Origin of the sequence: Paenibacillus sp. FSL H7-0756, from assembly GCF_038006765.1 — a bacterium.
GTDB lineage: Bacteria > Bacillota > Bacilli > Paenibacillales > Paenibacillaceae > Paenibacillus_AQ.
Map to the genome: position 1 here is coordinate 2,144,105 of NZ_JBBOVT010000002.1, position 17,680 is coordinate 2,161,784.

Sequence of the window (17,680 nt, forward strand, 5' to 3'; positions counted from 1 at the left end):
CATCCTTGTTATTGCTTGGCTGTAATGAACTGATCAAGCCGAATGGCAATGGCTGCCGCCTGTTCACGCGTAAGCGGACTTGACGGGTTCACCTGGTTGCCTTCCCCGAGAATAATGCCGTTCTTAATGCTCATTGCTACGGCTTGTCTTGCCCAAGCCGGAACCTTGCCCTTGTCAGTGAAGCCGCTGAGGATCGAAGTGACTTCGGCCTCGCTGAGTTCACTGCCCGGATTGACCTGATTCAGCAATCTGCCGAGCATCGTCATTGCTTCAACTCTTGTCAGCGTATCCTTAGGCGCATATTTGCCGCCTTCAAGTCCGGTAACAATACCCAGTTCTGTGGCAATGGAGACGCTGCGGTTATACCATCTGCTGGCGCTGACATCACTGAAGCCTGCCGAAGCTGCCTGCTTGTTCATGAGACCTGCAACGCGCAGCAGAATGGTTGGATATTCTGCCCGGGTCACTTTGCCTGCCGGATCGAACAGTTCCGCAGATTTCCCTAGCACGAACAGCTTGGAAGAAGCAGCAACGATACCTTCCTTACCCCAGCCTGAAGGCATGTCCTTGAAGGCCTTCTGGTTGCGGATGAAGAAAAGGCTGCCTTCGCCGGTCAGCTGTACATTCACGGCGGTGCCGCTTGCGTCCAGCTTCCACGGTACCGTTGTCCAGTTGCCGTCTTTATCCTTAAGCACCATAGCCGTAATTTCCTTGGCCGCAAGCGGCGCAGGTATCGCGATCTTGGCTGCAAGCGCCGGTGTCCAGCTGCTCTTCGGCAGATTAACGTTCACCGTTACACCTTGGCCTGCCGCCATCAGCGTGAAGCCTTGCTGATCGGCAATAGCCTTCATCGCCTGCTGGTCAGCCGTGCTATTACCACCAATGCCGATAGTAAGTCCGGCGGTTACACCTGCAAGATTCTCAGGAGCAATGACCAGTTGGCCCATAGGAACTTCAATCACAATCTTCTTCTTCGCAGTCAGCTGCTGCTGAACCACACTCTGGTCTACACGGATACTGAATGCTTTGGCATTCGGATCGGTGGAGCTTACTGTGAGGTCACTGCCTGCTACAGCTTCTTTATCCGTAATCCGGACGATAGCTGTAAGTCCATCCCACTCCGCTGTTACGGCCTGGCCGTTGACGGTAATCTGGGCTGCCTGTTCCGGTGCTTGTTCTTCAACAACTCCCGGTACGGCACCACCGCCTCCGCCGCCACCGCCACCACCACCGCCTGAACCGCTGCTGGTCCAGACCGATGCTGCTACAGTGCCGGAAGCTTTAACCAGCTTGTCCACTGAGGTACGCTTAGCCAGCACAATGGTAGCACCCGGATGAGCGGATACGATACCATCGAGCGGAAGCAGACTCCATGAGCTTACATTTTCTTCATACTTCAGGACTTCAGGACTTGACGAGAAGACCTTGTACGCGATCTGCTGTCCAGTCATATCTCCGGCCGAAGTCACCGTAATCTTCGTGTGGTTGTTGTCTCCGCTAATCGGAGAAGATACGGCTTGCACAGTTCCTAATTTTTTGGGATCGGGAACAGCTACGGTTGCCGCAAGCATGCCCTTAAGCGTTACACCCTCGGATACCTTATACTCAGCCTCAATCAGGCTGGAGCCGGTGGCAAGTGCCGTAACATTGCCTTTGGCTGACAGGGATACCGCATCACCTACAGCAACTTGATAAGTCAGGTTATCCAGATCCTTACCGGTTACCGGCTCATCCTTGAATTTCGGCTTGCCATTGTCATCCTTGCCATCCGAAACCTTGAGATAAGCCTGGATTTGGCCTGCCGCACCCGGTGTCAGCGTCTCCGCTCCCTTCAGAACCAGGGCAACCGGTACTTTGAAGCCGGCATTCGTAATATCCACAACTGCTGTGTTCTGATTGCCCGCTTCGTCCTTAGCCACAATATTGAGGGCTACGGAAGGGTCAGCCGAGTTAATCTTCACTGTTCCGTTGAAATCACCGTTTAACGAGTCCACGGTAAGCGGAGCAGAAATCTCAACATCCTTGGATTTCCCGTCCGGCTGTAACTGGCTCACAGTATACACTGCGCTCAGCTTGGTTCCTGTAGTCGTAGTTCCTGCTACACGAATCTCACCATTCGCCGTCCGTTCACCCGTTACCGGCTCTGTGAGATACAGCACCGGTGCGATTGTATCTACCGTCAGATACAGCATGGTTACTGAAATATCCTTAGTTGCCGTATTTCTGGCCCTGAGTTCAATCGCATACGGCCCGTCCGTCTGGAACTGGTCGAGATTCAGTATGCCTTCGCTTCCGCCGCCAGCCTTGTTCGTCAAGGCCAATGTAGCGATAGATTTGTCAGCATAGAAGGCTTCCACCGTCACATCGGACTGTTTGGAAGAGAGCGTCAGCTTCTGCTTCGTTTCATTCGTTAACAGGTTCACGTAGTTCCCGGAGGAGGCATCTACCGTCCCCGATGAACTCAATACCGTCAGATCCGGCAGTTTCGGAGTCGGCAGCAAGGTGCTGCTGCTGTCCCGCCGCTCGGCATAATGATAGTTCTGATGCTTGTCGGCATCCTCGGTTGGAACCGTTGCGGAAGTAACGCCGATGACGTACTTCTTATCCACCTGCAAGCCGACGTATTTCACCTTGCTCAAATCAATCACTGAGCCTTCAAGGCTGCCCTTGTAGACTTCATCTGTTGTAGAGACAGCCTTCCAGCCGCCGATCAACAGACCTTCGTATTTGCCTGTGGATGCATTCCAGTAAGGCTTAAGCTCCTGTTCGGTATACAAAAGCTCTCCAAACGGAGCATATTCACTCACTTTGCCTTCAGCATCCAGCTTCGCATCGACCACATAGCTGTGCTCGAAGCCGCTCTGTCCCGCTTTCTTCGCTCCCGGCTTGAATGAGAGTGAGAACAATCCGTTGCCGGCAGGCTCAACAATGACATCACTGACACTCTGCGGTGCCAGCGGATCAATGATCTCAAAACGCTGCGGAGAAGTCTTCGTCCCGAAGTTCGAGCTGGATTTCAGTTCGGCACGCAGGTAGTAATTGCCTTGTCTGAGCAGCCCGCGGATATCCTCGGGATTGCCCATCAGTGTTACATTGGTGACATCGATCACTTTGCTGCCGCTCGTAATTCCGCCGCTAACCGAGCCGCCAGAGCCGACCGGTACATCCTTGGCGATCAGCATACCCGGATCACCCGTCTGCAGAATCTCTTGACCATTCAGCATTTCCTTGCGGTTCGTCACCGCATCCTCAGCCAGATACAGATTGACTGTATCGCCTTCAGCTGCGTTAGCCACTTTCCAGGAGGCTGTGAACTTATTCGCATTCGAGCTGTCCTTCGCCAGGTTGACTTCACCCAGAGTAGGCAGAGTAGGAACGTTGAGCAGCTTGGTATCAACAGCCGAGACGGCTGTCAGCTTCCAAGTGCCGCCCTTTGTGGCTTCATTCTCAGGAATAATGATATATGCTCTGCGAATGTCCACTTCACTGCTGAGTTTGGAACCATTGTCCGTTTTATAGCTTGCAGGAATATATTGTGTAAAAGCATTTGCCGTAGGATCAGTGTTCGTGTTATCGAATTTCACCGGATATAGTTTACCTGATGCATCCTGCAGCTTGAATTCCGGCATGTCCTTGCTGCTGTACTCCATCTCAATGATGGCATTGCCGGCTACGCCGTCCATTGGAATCTCATGGATTCTGCCGCCGTTCTTGACCGTAATGCCGCCTACGCCGACATTGATGGATCCGTTCTCTACATATTTGACGCCCTCTTCTACCTCACGGTAGATAATTTCCTGATTCTCATCCTCGGTAGCTACCTTGGATGTGGCCAGCGTCTGCACCCCTGCACCAATCACCATCAGGCGCGGTCCAAGCTCAGGATCATCCACCACCAGATGGATCATGCCTTCCGGCAGCTGATCGGTCGAAGTGCCGAATTCGATGCCTCCACTCCAGTAATAGGTGATGCCTAAGGAGATTAACAGAATACCGATGCTGCCCCAGACCTTGTCATTGTTGACGCCAAGGAACATACTCGACAGCGGCATGCCGCCGACAACCGGCACATCGTTCGGAATCTGCACCTTGGAGCTGATATAGCCTTCAAAATCCGTGCGGTTCTTCTCCAAATTCTGTCCGACGAAGATACCCGCCTTCCCGATGATGATATCCCATCCGCCGATATCCATCTCTGCTTCCACGCGCACGAACCATGGGGTTACCCATTGTGCTTCGAGCAGCGCTTTGGTCAGCATCGGAAGCCGGTCATCTTTCTCCGCATCGGCTTTGGCAGCGAAATCCAGCCTGCCTTCCACCTTAAGCCCGGTACGCTTCACCGTAAGGTCTACATCTCCGAAGAAATACGCCGGAGCGATCCCGAACCGCATGCCCACACCTGCTTGAATCGTCAGCGGGAACGGATCTTCTGCCGTGCCGCCGGCAATAGTGTCCGCCAGTTCACGTACAGCGCCCCGTATTGCTGTCAGGTATGTTGCACCCGTAACCAGAATACCCGGCTGCGGAAGCTCTGCCCCGAAGGCAATTACATCCGGAAGAATCCGGCCGTCTTTTACCTTCTTGAGCGAGAATTCAATCTCCACGCCCATCATATTCTTCAGCTGGGCCGCGAACTCCAGGCCATATTCATTGCCTACGCCGTTGCCCTGCACAGCATGCTTGATTGTAACCTTGCCGCTTGGAGCATCCGGACCTTTTTTCTTGTCCGCGTCCTTCTTCTTATCCGGTCCGAACAAGCCCATCTCCTGATTGAGATCGAAGCCCAGAGAGGCATCGATGCCATAGAAGCCGGCACTGTTGAAGATGACATTCTTGATCTCGGAGTTAATGATCTTCAGGGACAACGAGCCGCCGAAGGAAATCCCATTCTCTCTAAGAATAAAGTCATTGAAGGAGAAGCCAAAGCCGTCAATGGAGAAGCTTGGTGCTCCGAATAGAGACTGCTTGTTGAAGTACACATCCTCAATCATAACCTGGCGCAGCGGATTCAATCTGTCGCCCACGCCGCCGACGGCCCATTTCAGACTGCCGTTCTGGCTGTCGTCTTCCGGATTGCCGTCATTGCCTTTCTCTTCTTTCTTATCGTCATCTTTGCCTTTATCATCATCGTCTTCCTTCTCCTTAGGATCGAAGTCCTCTTCTCCAAGCGACTTGTTGAAGCCGTTGAAGAAGTCGAGCGTCCATTCGCCCTTATGGAACACGAACCCGCTGCTCGCTACGCTCAGCGTTCCTTCACCCTTAATGAACAGGGTATCCAGGAAAGGCAGATCGCCAGGAAGGGTGTTTCCGAAGATATCCAGCTTACCGCGTACAAAAGACAGGTCCTTACCTTTATAAGCTACAGCATCATTAATAATTGCCGGTTCTGTCTTGGTATCCACGATGACCTGCTCTTCGTCACCTGTGCCCACCTGCTTGATCATACCGCGGACAGTAACCAGAATCTCACGGTCGAATTCCGGGTCCTTGGCTTCCGCTTCTTCCTTGAATTCCTCAAAGTCCTCTTCTGTTGCAAACAGCTTGTAAGCATACATTGGAGTCTCCTTCAGCGCTTCATCATCCATGAATTCGCTGATATCGAATTTCGGATCAACTGCTTTGCTCGCTGCGCCGAACAATGCCTTGGTTTTCTTATATTCGGTAACAGCCTTGTACAGGAACGAACCGTCCTTGAAAGGCTTGTTCGGGAACAGAGAGTTCAGCTGATCCACCAGCTCATCCTTTACAGAAGCACCGTTCGCAAGGCCGCTGATATCCACAGCTTCCTTGTATACCGCCATTACTCCGGCTTCACGGATACGCGTGTCATTATTATCGGTGACCAGGAAGGATTGCGGAGTCGTCATATCATAGAGAGCCGCGACTTCCTCATCCCCGCCGGCATCGCCTTTGTAATCAATCTCCACCTGGTATTCACCGAGCGGCAATTCCGGTCCAAGCCCGGCTTCCAGCACATTGCCGCCTGAATCCACCTGGTCACCGCCGCGGTATGTAATCCGCATGGCGCCGGAGAATCCGTCATCGGTCGGCTGCATCACTACTGCATCCTGAACATTGACTTTGTACCGGTTACCGTCTGCCTTATTCTTGAGGTACAGGTCAAAGTTCGGAGCAGTCGTTGCATTGCCCGTATTGTAAGCTTCAATATTGGACAGATTCACCGTCAGATATTTCACATCAGTGCTGTACAATTCCGCCGGTGACAGCGCGTAGGAATACGTAGCTGTTGCTTCTCCCACCGGCGGCAGGAGAATGAAATTGGTACGGGTCGATTCATACTGGGCTTTGATGCCCTCATCCTTGACACCTTCGATTTTGCCTTGTGTTTCCGGGCTTCTCGCGGAGATCATATACTCCCGGGTAACCGGCCAAGGTCTGCCTTTGGCTTGAACACGGAAGGTCGCGGTAATCGCGTCACCCGGCTTGTACTTCGGCTCAATGCCCATCGCTGCTTCATCAGGTGTGGCTGATTTTTTGAACTCCAGCATTTTGCTGCGGGAATTCTCCAGGACCGGATTGCCACTGGCATCCTTAACATCCTGGCCCAGCTCATCCTGCCTGACGAAGCTGAGACCACTCTCCAGTGTCATCTCCACTTCAATCTTGGAGTGCTCCATATTGTAGGCCTGCAGGTTCTCTACTTCGGCTGTAATCGTGAAGACTCCGTTGTCCTCATACTTCGATGCCACCGACTCGCCTGGCTCCAGCGGAGCCGTGGCTAACTGCTGAACCTGATCCACATAGCGGATCGAGAATACTTTATCCGGTGCAGTAAGTTCACCGAGCCCGTATACAGTCTCGAAGCTCTGGAAGCCTCCAGGAGCCAGCTTCTCCGGGTTCCAGTAGAAGGCAACGGCGGAATCCGCCGTACCGAAATCATTGGTATCTCTGGTGAAGTCGAGGTTGGGATGTATTTTATAATCCCATTTCGTATTCGCCAGGCCATTCCAGTGCCCGACGATCATCTCATCCACAATATTAATATTCTGTTCAGCAAAGTTATTAAAACCGTAGGCTACCACATTGGTTGCCTGAGGATTCGTCAGATCCAGCTTGTCGCGCATGACCCAATAAGCAGGAATCTTGAAGTAAGCTCTATCCTCAAAAGGAATGCCCGGATCGTCCTCCGGATTATGCACCAGCTTCCGCTCTACCTGCAGCGGGGACTTGTAGGCTGTGCCAATCTGGAACTGTGGTCCGTCGTTACCGCCGACCATCGTATCCAGCAGAATCCGGCTGCCGATCTGCACCTGCGCCCCGCTCTTGTTATTCACTTCATAGCGGATATTGACATTACCGGAATTCACAGCATCCTTGCTGTCGGTGTAGAGCATCAGAATCTGTTTGATCTCTACGCCCTTCATCTTCCAGATCATCTCCAGCTGCTTGGTGCCGTTAGAATTCTCCACCACTTTAGGTGCAGTAGTCTCTGAATAATGGCTGCTGTCGAACTTGTATTTATTGCCGTAAATATAATCCGTTCCGTCGATCCGGAACGTCGTGAACGACGTCTCCGGGTCATCCCCCTGGAACAGCAGATTAACATTATTGTCGTTCTTGCGGATCGGTTGACCCTCTACAGTGCGAATACCGTAGCGGCCTGTTTCGTTATCCACAGTGACCTTAATAAACTCATTCTGGATCATGGTTGTCTTGGTACTGCTGGCCGCCTCAACGAGAGCATGGAAGCTCTCGGAGGTGGACAGAAATACCATAATTAAGGTGAGCATTACCGCTACTGTGCGTTTCAACAACTTCACCAAGTATTCCCCCTGTTCTTGTTTCAACTATTTCAGATTGCCGACAAAGAAGGTAGCAAATTCGCGGTCCCGCTCCTGGGTTCTCACCACAATGGTGTACCAGCCTGTTTTCGGGAAGGTGACCTTGAAATTACTGCTCACCAGCTCAGCATAAGTCAGCTTCTGCTTCACCAGCTTCAGCTGTCCTTCGCGGTACAGACCAGGGTAATACAGAATGTCGAACGTTCCTGCCTGATTGACCTTGTCTACTCCGCCTACCTTCATCAGGTTGAAGCCGGATACCTTGAAGGTAATGGTGTTGGTATTGAACAATGCGGATTCGCCGGATGAAGCCGAGATTAAGGTATCGTTACCGAACACCAGCAATCCGCCGTCCTTCACGACTACCACATCCTGATAGACCACCGTCTTATTGCCTACCTGGTCAACCGCTGTATACGTAACGCGCTGACGTCCAAGCTTGCTCAGATCCAGTCCGCTGACCGATACTTTCACGTTAGCTTCAGCCGACACATTATCGGAAACGGTGAAGCCCCCGAGATCGGTGCGGAAGTTAAAGTCCTTCTTGTTCTGGACAATCCCTACGGTTTCCTTGTTCAGTGTCAGCTCAGGTGCCGTGTTATCAAGTCCGGCAATGGTTACCGGAACCTTGTTCACATTGCCCAGCAGATCTGAGATGGCAATGACCGCTGAACCGCTGCTCTCAAAAGCACGCGAGTAGCTGTACGTTCCATCCGCTTTACTGATCTGGTTCGTATAGGCGGCTCCGTCTGAAATAGGTCTTACGCCTGAGAACATGTGGTTAGGGGCAGCAACTGTGCCGCTAAGCGTAACCTTCAATTTGCCTTTGGCAACTTTCTGTCCGCTGATGGTCACAATCTGATCGGCCGGAACCGCTTTGCCTTCGGCATCTACAAAGGTATAGGACACTTTGTCCGGTACCGGCGGCGCAGAGAGGATATTGGTTACCTTCTCTTTAATAACTGTTGTATTGCCGTACACATCCGTCACAGTGAATGAAGCCGTTCCATTCTCCATGAGTGTAATGCTCTTATCGGCACTGATAATGTTGAACGCTTTAGCCGAAGCATCTGCTTTTTCTACCGTAACCGTAACCCCGGTAGAGAAAAGCACATTGCCGCTGTTATCCTTCAGGGTGCCGAAGGTTTGGCTTCCATTCTCGCCATATTGGTAGGAACGGACTACTTTTACCCTTGGCACTTCCTTGTTAATGTTCGCAACCGTAGCTTTAACCTTATTGATATTTCCGGCTGCATCCTTAATTTCAAATTCGAATTCGCCATTCTCCGTGAAGGTGTAGGCCGTCTTGCCGCCATTGTTCACAACCGTCACCGGCTCAGAGGTGCTCTGAAGAAGGGCAACCACATTACCGTTCGTGCTCTCCATGTATGAATATTCAATGGTCCCTTCGGGAGCAGTACCGTCAATATTCTTCACGACCAGATACAGAATATCTGTCCGGTCCGGATCACTAAGATCGGTCAGATCGAAGCTGTAGTAGCCATTCTCATAGATCTTGAATGAATTCCCTGTCCGCACAGGTACCGAGGGATTAATCTTCGATGGCATGACGCGGATACCCGGCGGGACCGTGATCTCAATGTCTGCACCCACCTTGGCATTGACTGGGCTGTTCACGCTGAGTGAAGCAAGCGCATAGACCGGCTGCAGGCTGGTGGACGCTCCATCGATATCAAGCTTGGCCGCTTTGCTGATGAGACCGCCAGGCGTTCTGTACTTGACCCATACCTGAACCTCCTCAGGCTTACTCGTCGGAACCTTCACGGCTACGAAGTTGGTGTAAGGCTTCCAGTTCAGCCAGCTCACACCGTTATCCGGTGACACTGAATATTCATAACCGGTCTTGTCCTCTGTTTCGAGGCTAAGCTTCACAATGGCCGTGTAGCCGTCCACTGTATCACCGGACAGATAGATTAGAGAAGACTTGGCATCCGACACCGGCGCATCCGGCTTGGTCGTTGCCGAGACCTTGAAGGTTCCTGCACTTGCCTTGATCGTGCTGTTGCCAGCTCCGTCAACCGCGAGTACATATAAGCGGAACTCAGAGATTTCTCCCGATTTCAGCGAGTTGTCGTCAATGGATACCGAGCCGCCTGCCGGGACGTCTTTCCATTCTGTGGAAGACTCGTCAGGCACTTTTGCACCTGCATCTTGTCTGACCCATTGATACTTGCTGACCAGTCCTGTTTTGCTGTAGAACTCTGACACACTAATCTTCGTCTTCTGCAGCGGCAGCGGGTATGCAACACTATCAGGGCTGAAATACACTACCGGTGCTTCATTGTCAAAATAATAAGCCTTCGAATAGTAGTACGTTTTGTCGCTGTGCTTCACCATCAGATGAATGTATTGCGTTCCGTTCAATACTGTTTTAGCAGCAGGAATGTCATAGCTGTAAGTGGCTTCACTTACAGAAGCGCCAAGGCCCTTGGCTGCCAGCTTGGCATCGGGGCTGACTTCTGGTGTCACTGAAGGCTCAGCACTGTTATCCGGTGCCGGTGTCTCTTCCGGTTCAAGCGGCGTCAGTGAAGGCGCTTCTGGCCCGGAGGACAGGAATTTCATAAGGGCCACCGGCCCGATGCTTGCTGTAACTTCCGGTGTGGCCGGAGGACTTGGCTCTGTAGGAGCACCAGACGCTTCCGGTTCCGATCCGTCTTCAATTAAGCTTTTCTCAGACAGTGGGGACATGCCGGATGACTTGGAGACCTCCAGTCCGGTAAATTTACTATCATTATCTGGACGAAGAGAGCTGTCGCTGATGGCATAGCCCACATAATCCGGATGCACACCGCTGATCCGGAACGTAACATCATGACTTTTCACATAGTTAGGATTGGCTTCCGGTGTGAACTCTGTCGGAATAGCCGCCTCAGAACTTACAACCACCGCTCTTTCCTGCGGTGTCTTGATCGTCTCATTGCCCGCTTTATCCAGTGCCTTCAGATAGAGCCAGTACGAGCCGTCCTCATCAATATCCTCATAGGTAGACCGGGTTACGGTCGAACCGGTATATGGCGCATCCGCCCACTTCCCGCTGGCCGGGAAATCCCCGTCCTTCACCCATTGATACTGCACGCTGCTTACTCCGCTATGCGGGTCCTTCACCAGAGCCTGTACCGTAGCGGTATCCTCTCCGGCCAATGTAATGGCAGGTCCCTGGTTGTCCAGCTTCAGGACACCTACTTCATGCTTCCAGTTGGAATCGTCATTCTTGAAATCTTTAAGCGGCCAGACACTCAGATCACCGTATTGTCCAACGGCTGCCAGCGCCTGATTGTCAGCATAGAAGATCTTATCTGCCTCTGAACCCGGTGCCTCTGCTTTCCAGGCATCATACAGCTCCTGATGGGTCGCCACGTAAGCTTTTTTCTTCTCATACTGCATCAATTCTCTGGCAGAATCCCAGGACATATCAGCCGTCCACGTATGCAGATACCACTCACCGCTGTTCCCTTCCTCGAAGGCTTCCGCCGGAGGGGCGAGCAGGTTCGTTTTGTTATTCACTACAGACAGCTCAATATTCTCGAATTCTCCCGGATACAGCTCATCTGACGGCTGCTTAGCTGAAAGAGCATAACGCTTGAGCGCTGCATAATGATCTCCGGCTACACCGGCGAATGGATCAGCCTTATCCTGGCTCCACCAGTAGTACACCAGACCCACGGAAGGAGAAGCTTCCGCACTCATATTGGAAGGACGGTAGATTCCGCGGCTCGGCCGTTCCGTACCACGGTCAGGAACGGTAGGATCAAGATGCGGCACTTTAATGGAAGGATCGTTGGCGTCAATCGTAACCTTCCCTTTTTTGGCATATTCCTGATCAGTAGCGCCGCCAGTCTCGAACCGGTAACCGATCACCGGCTCCGTATTGTCGATGAACAAGTTCGCCCAGTCAATCTTGGAGTTAGCGAGTGAAAAGTCACTACCGTAAGGATTGATCTTCTCTTCATGGATTCCATCGAAGTTCGCAGGCTGAATCATCAGGTTCCCTGCGTAATCCTGGATAACATCGGTATCCATCTGGATCGGCTCGCTGCCGCCCTTGGCATCATTAGATATAGCTACAGCCTTGAGGAGCGGGGTTTCCACCGTTTTGCCATCAGGCACGGTCATGCGGAAGCTCCAATTCGGTGTATTCCGGCCTGCAACATAATAGGCTTTCATTCCGTTATTGAAGAGGATGAAGGTTTTCTTCTCGTCCCAGCCGGTTTTGGCAATCGCCTCTTCCGTCATCTGCAGGGTGAAGTCAATGACATCTCCCTTATTGAGCGTAACTCCCGTCAGAATCTCCGGCTGAATGCCGTTCGCGGTCTTGGAATACTTCGGACGCACGGCATCGACAATGACGCGGAAGCCGCCCCGGTCGAAGTCAAACGGGTTCCCGCTTTTCCGGTCCAGCCAGGCATTGCTGCCGCTGCTCGGCACGGTGTTGAGATTGACAACCGCTTTATTGCCTGCCGCATCACTAAGCACGGCTTCTTTCAATTTATTATCCAGCGACAGATCCATCTGCGCCCCGCCGGTGGTTCCCCCGGTAATTAGCGGTTTCAGTGGCAGATTGCCGCTGTTATGGAAAGGAACTCCTGTGTATCTGTAAGCAATTTTTTTCTGGTAGGAATCTAAAGTATCCTTGGTAAAGCTTATATTCTGCAGATACTGCTGTTCTCCGGCTGCCGGAAGTCCGGTGCCCGGATCGTTAACAAACAGCTTGTGCCGCAGGAAATAGTCAGAGCTGTCTTTGACTACAGAAGTCGGTCTGACCGGCTCGCTGAAGTTGTAGCTGAGTGTGATGTTCTCATCTCTTTTGACATACAGCTCTTTCTGGTTAATATTCTCGTTGAGCCGTTCTGCACCATTGCCTGTAAAGGTATAGTTATCAATCACCGGACGCTTGAGATCCTGGAACTTGAGGTAAAATCCGCGCACACCCGCTGCTTCACCGTCGTCATCGCCTTCGCCCATCACCCATATTCTAATTACAGAATCAGGCTTGATGATGGCTTTGGCCGACTTATTATACCGCTGACTGCTGCCAGTTTTTTCATCGATAATCTTCCGTCCGTCGATGCTAACCTCTATTGCCGAATGACGCGTCCAGAAGACCCCGGAGTGACGCCGCAGCACGGCGAACCCTGTAAGCATCTCCGCATGTCCGCTCAGCGCCATATTCTTCAGAATGGGATTATTGGCTACTTTAACTTCAAACGAAACTGTCGCTTTCTCATCATTTACACCTGCAAAGATATCTCCCTTGGCCCAATCATACTGGGCATCTTTGTCTGACTCCGTTTGCTCGAACCCATCCACCTTACTATAAAAGTTGAGAAACGTATTATCCGCAGGGTAGCTTAGGTTTCCGACATGTTGTCCATTCGGAAACGTGACCTCATAATCATTCCCCGCAGCCTCAGCCAGTCCGCTAAAGGAACTGGGTATCAATGATAACAACATACTAAGAATCAAGCTTAGCGAGGTATATCTCTTCAATCTCCTGCTCATTAACAATTGGTGCTCCCCCTTATTCGTTCATCATTTCCTGTCCGGCGTGCAGCAAGCTTCGCTGTAGTCTAAGATTCACTCCCTATGCTTCCGCATTTTCCTTTCGACCTGCCCTCCCGTGGACAAAAATACTCGTCAAAAACTACCTATTTTTTCATATCTGCGTTTATTCTATCAGGCGGCTCTAAACAAACTCTTAACAAATCTCGACAAAAGCTGCGTCAAACGCCCCGAAATAGGGTTAATACACTCGAAAAACGAAAAAAGTCCTGAATTTTTATGAGCAAATGTCTGAAAACAAAAAAAACCGCACTGAGAGTGGCTCAGTTGCGGTTGAGAATTGGTTACCTTTGTTATGGGTTTCGACAAGTTACTCTACCATACCAAATGATAATATATGAAAAGCCATACCGACTCCTAAAACTGTTAACTTTGTAAGCATTTCATTTGAAAGTGCAAAACCCATCTGACCATAATCTGATCTCATAAAACAATTGATCCTTACTTCGTCATACTCATCTATCATTTCAGTAATTGTTTTTAAGTTCGGAGTTAATTGCTGAAGAAGAAGTTCAAGAATATCTTCCGGTTCACTTTGCTCTGATAGCTCTATCTCTAATTTCCATATGTCATAATGAGCTATCGAACTCCCTCCTATTCTGACAGGTTGCCCTTTTCTAATAGTAGAAGTTGGTGACAAGTGTAACTTGGTACTGATCCCGTCAAAATCTAAGTTATCACCACGAACGATGAACGAGAAACTTCCTTTCACATAGCTCACCACCTGTTATCTTGCAAATTCTCCAGACGAATACCAAAGGTTTGAAAAGCTTTCTTAAGATCCTCTTCCTCGTCTTTCCCCCATTGAAAAATGAAGTTTATCAGAGCAATTGCTCACAGCTTATCTGTTCAACCTGCAGACCTCTGAAGACGGGTAATATTCTGTCCAGATACCAGCTAAAATCAGTGATGTCGGTATCATCTTTTATTATCATTTTCTTTCTTGCTATCGATAGACTAAACATGAATTGCTTCTTATTAAAATAAGCAGCTCACAGCCAACCTCAGAATCTGTCCGCATTAACTCAATTCCGATAATCTCATTTCTTGTCCGCTTTTCCTTGAACAGTTCAAAAAGGTTGCCTTTATTTATCGTAAAGGAAGTCCAATTGTATTCACCATCATCTCCTAATGGCAGCACGACAACCTCGCCTTTGTTGTTTATGTAACTCCAACCTTCGTTTTCGAATTTCTGGAACAAATCGGTTAGCGATAGAATGGAGCTAGAGCGCTCACCCAAACGTATGCTTATTGAAGCCGATATCGAAATAGGGTTCTCCTCCTATTTATAAATTTATTTTTTCTCTCATTAAAGTAAAAAACAGCCCCCAGATCATCAATTCTGTGCTGCTTCTTTACATCAACTATTTTATTTTCTTTGGGGTAAGCTCTTCTGGTTTATAGTTCCACCAATTACTTTGTTCATAATAAATCGTTTTGGCCCAGTACTCTGGACCTTCATGAAATACAATATGATCTTCAGAAGTGTGATCCATTCCTTTCCAGTACAAGTTAATTCTTTGAAAAGCTTCATCTTCAGATATATTTGCAATATCCATCATAGTTAAAACAATATCAAGACAGTAGATCTCCGTTGTGATGCATGTTGGAAACTCCAATTGATTTTTGATCATCATAAACCTATGTTCCCCTCCTGCACACTCAACTTGCTCGCTGAAAAGAAAACCGCTGCGTCCCCATTAGTTTTTTGCCATTAACCATAATCATCTTATCTCTACGCATCCTTATAGGTGTATCCTCGTTAGATTCCAATACACAATCATAATCCAAAGCACGTTGAATGAGTTGTTTCATTTATACACCTGGGTAGCCCGCAACCTTGGTCATATATTTCAACCAATAACCTGAACATTTTGCATTTTTGTTTTTAGTGAATCTATACGAAGACTTAAGTCCTTAGCATCGGTAATTCCTAGCTCATCAACAAAATTATCAAAATCAAAAGACTTAATGATCTTATCAACTACCTCATACAAACATCGTCCTCCTGCTTGCACAGCTTTTAGGCCATCGTCAATTGAATGATTAAAGACCTCGGCAACATATTCAGTCAATTCGTTAAATTCCCATTCCTTCAAGTCCACGCCCCTTTCGAATTTTTTTTGCGGACAATTTATAGATAAGCGATGTATATTAGAGTTACAAAAAATTTTGAAAAATCGGTAAGTAAACAAAATAACAAAAGAACAGGTCAATTACGGTGGTATCTTACCATAATCAACCTGTTCAATGAAATGGATTACATAGGTTATTTTGTTATTGGTTAAATATTGGGTTCATTATTCGGTTAATATATTTAAAAACTCATCAAAGCTATTACTTGTAAAATAAGTTACAGGGTCTAAATCTGAAGATTCTTCATGATTCCAAACGCAAACAGATGGCTCTGTTTTATCAGTATTTCTATAGTCTAAACATACAAAATCACCTGCAAATAGAACAGCTATTGGTAATAACTCAGTACCTACTAAGTTTTCGTCTGCAACAATTCTCTCATCTAACTGGGTTCTAACTACTCCTATATCGTAGAATTCATCATCTCTCTCCCCGGTTACCTTCAAGATACATAAAAACCTATCAATGGCATAACTATGGTTGTTACACTTAAAACTATCTTTTACAGGAGAAGCACCATTAAATTTTTTAATAAATTCTTTATATTCATCCGGCAATTTAATTCTCCACTTATTTTCTTTTTCAGTCAGCAGAACATCATCCGGCAATGGATATATTATAGTTTCATCCTTAACTTCCATGTCTCTACCTCCTAAAAAATATTATCTCGGAGCGTCAGCCCACATACCTGCCGTCCGCTCCACAGATCATTGAGTATTCTCGCTTACTTCCATCACTTATTAAAATAAGTCACCATACCTTCTTTAGTGTAATTATCCGTATTCAGTACATGTCCAAAAAAGTCTTCCGCAATATCCTTATTCTCTGGATTAATACTATGGAATCGGTCTATGAAGTGAATAATTAATTCATCATCTACATTTTCAATCGGGGCAGGTAAGTATCTTGCACCTTCAAGAATATATGCTTGTTTGTTCACAAAAGAGACAGCATCTACAATGCAATCCCATTTCGCTTCATTTTCTTCATTTTCATCCATTTGCATGTCTATAAATAATCCCCCGAACTCTGTTCCATCATCTAATAACGTGTATATTTCATCCCCAGTAGGTATTTTTGATTCAAACCATCTCCAACAAATATCTAAAGCATTTCGAGCATCCTCAAAAAAACTGTTGTCACTTAACGATTGAACAATAAACTCACTTAGTCCTAAGTAAAATACTATTTTCTTATCAATCGGTAATATAGACCAATTATTCAAAGTAAGTACCTCCCTTTAATCGATTAGTTTTCCACCTTTAAGGGTGAACTTTAATTTACCAGCCAATTTTATGCCTTCTTCAACCTCTGAGGTCACTTTAATAATAAGATTTGGATACTTCTGCGACAACTGCATAAATATCCCCGGCTTAACATTAGGATTTGAAATCCCCTGTATACAAGCTGTACATACACCTTTACTGTTGGATTGATGGATATAGAAGGTCCCTCTAACTTCTTCTGGCTTAAGCCCAGCTTTTTCAACTGCGCCAACGAAATCATTTATTACTCCTTCTTCGGCATGCCTCGTAAATTGTGGACTTTTCCTCGGAGCTTGTATCGGTCTGTCTGGCATGATTTCATCTAAATCTGATAGCCCTGCTTCCTTTCTAACCATAGGCGAGCCACCTTCGAAAATCAAATCTTCAAGACCTTTTACATCCGTCTTACCAATGGCGATGGTTTCAGTCTCTGGGACATTCCATTTTTTTCTTAAATCACCCAAATCTTCTTTGCCAAGTTGGACCTTAGGTTTCCCCATACCCTCACTCCGCCACACCTGCCCCGGCACTTCCACCGGGCCCGGGCCGCCCGGCGTTGCTGGGATCAACCGGTTCGGGTAAGGGTTCATCCCTGGAAAATTCCAGTTTTCCAAAGCATCCGGCACTTTCTTCAACGCATCGGTCAGCGGGTCCATTACCGCGTCAGCCAGCTTGCCGACCACGCCGCTCTTGGCGATAGGTACGCCCGGGACGAGGATGGAAGCGGCGTTGCCGAGCATTTCGGCTTTTTGCTCCGGGGTGCCTTCATTGAAATTATGATACATGGCTTTGGCTGCATCCACCAGAACTTCGGGGTGATTGACGAGATAGTTCACCTTGTCGATCGTCTCCTGGGTCGTCTTCTCCGGGTCAATGACGAAGTCGAATGCGAACTTG

7 protein-coding genes and 1 pseudogene are annotated in these 17,680 nt (G+C 48.7%); all 8 read right to left on the minus strand.

From position 1 onward, the window contains the following. Positions 1–8: 8 nt before the first annotated feature. A complete protein-coding gene (locus tag NST04_RS25915; protein ID WP_341186772.1) occupies positions 9–7,781 on the minus strand; it encodes an S-layer homology domain-containing protein in 7,773 nt (2,590 codons plus the stop codon). Positions 7,782–7,808: 27 nt separating this feature from the next. Continuing rightward, positions 7,809–13,262 carry a hypothetical protein gene (locus NST04_RS25920; protein WP_341186773.1) on the minus strand — a complete coding sequence of 1,818 codons (5,454 nt, stop codon included), beginning with the start codon at positions 13,260–13,262 and terminating at the stop codon, positions 7,809–7,811. A gap of 430 nt (positions 13,263–13,692) precedes the next feature. Beyond that, positions 13,693–14,103, minus strand: coding sequence for a DUF4279 domain-containing protein (locus NST04_RS25925; RefSeq protein ID WP_341186774.1), 411 nt, complete (start codon positions 14,101–14,103; stop codon positions 13,693–13,695). 643 nt (positions 14,104–14,746) lie between these two features. Then, positions 14,747–15,019, minus strand: a complete 273-nt coding sequence (locus NST04_RS25930) for a hypothetical protein (RefSeq protein ID WP_341186775.1) — start codon at positions 15,017–15,019, stop codon at positions 14,747–14,749. Positions 15,020–15,235: 216 nt separating this feature from the next. After that, positions 15,236–15,481 carry a hypothetical protein gene (locus NST04_RS25935; protein ID WP_341186776.1) on the minus strand — a complete coding sequence of 82 codons (246 nt, stop codon included), beginning with the start codon at positions 15,479–15,481 and terminating at the stop codon, positions 15,236–15,238. A gap of 201 nt (positions 15,482–15,682) precedes the next feature. Beyond that, positions 15,683–16,159 carry an SMI1/KNR4 family protein gene (locus NST04_RS25940; RefSeq protein ID WP_341186777.1) on the minus strand — a complete coding sequence of 159 codons (477 nt, stop codon included), beginning with the start codon at positions 16,157–16,159 and terminating at the stop codon, positions 15,683–15,685. Between the two features lie 92 nt (positions 16,160–16,251). Beyond that, entirely contained in the window at positions 16,252–16,743 is a 492-nt protein-coding gene (locus NST04_RS25945) for an Imm6 family immunity protein (protein WP_341186778.1), read from the minus strand. Between the two features lie 15 nt (positions 16,744–16,758). After that, positions 16,759–17,680: pseudogene (locus NST04_RS25950) on the minus strand (hypothetical protein); the annotation flags it as partial.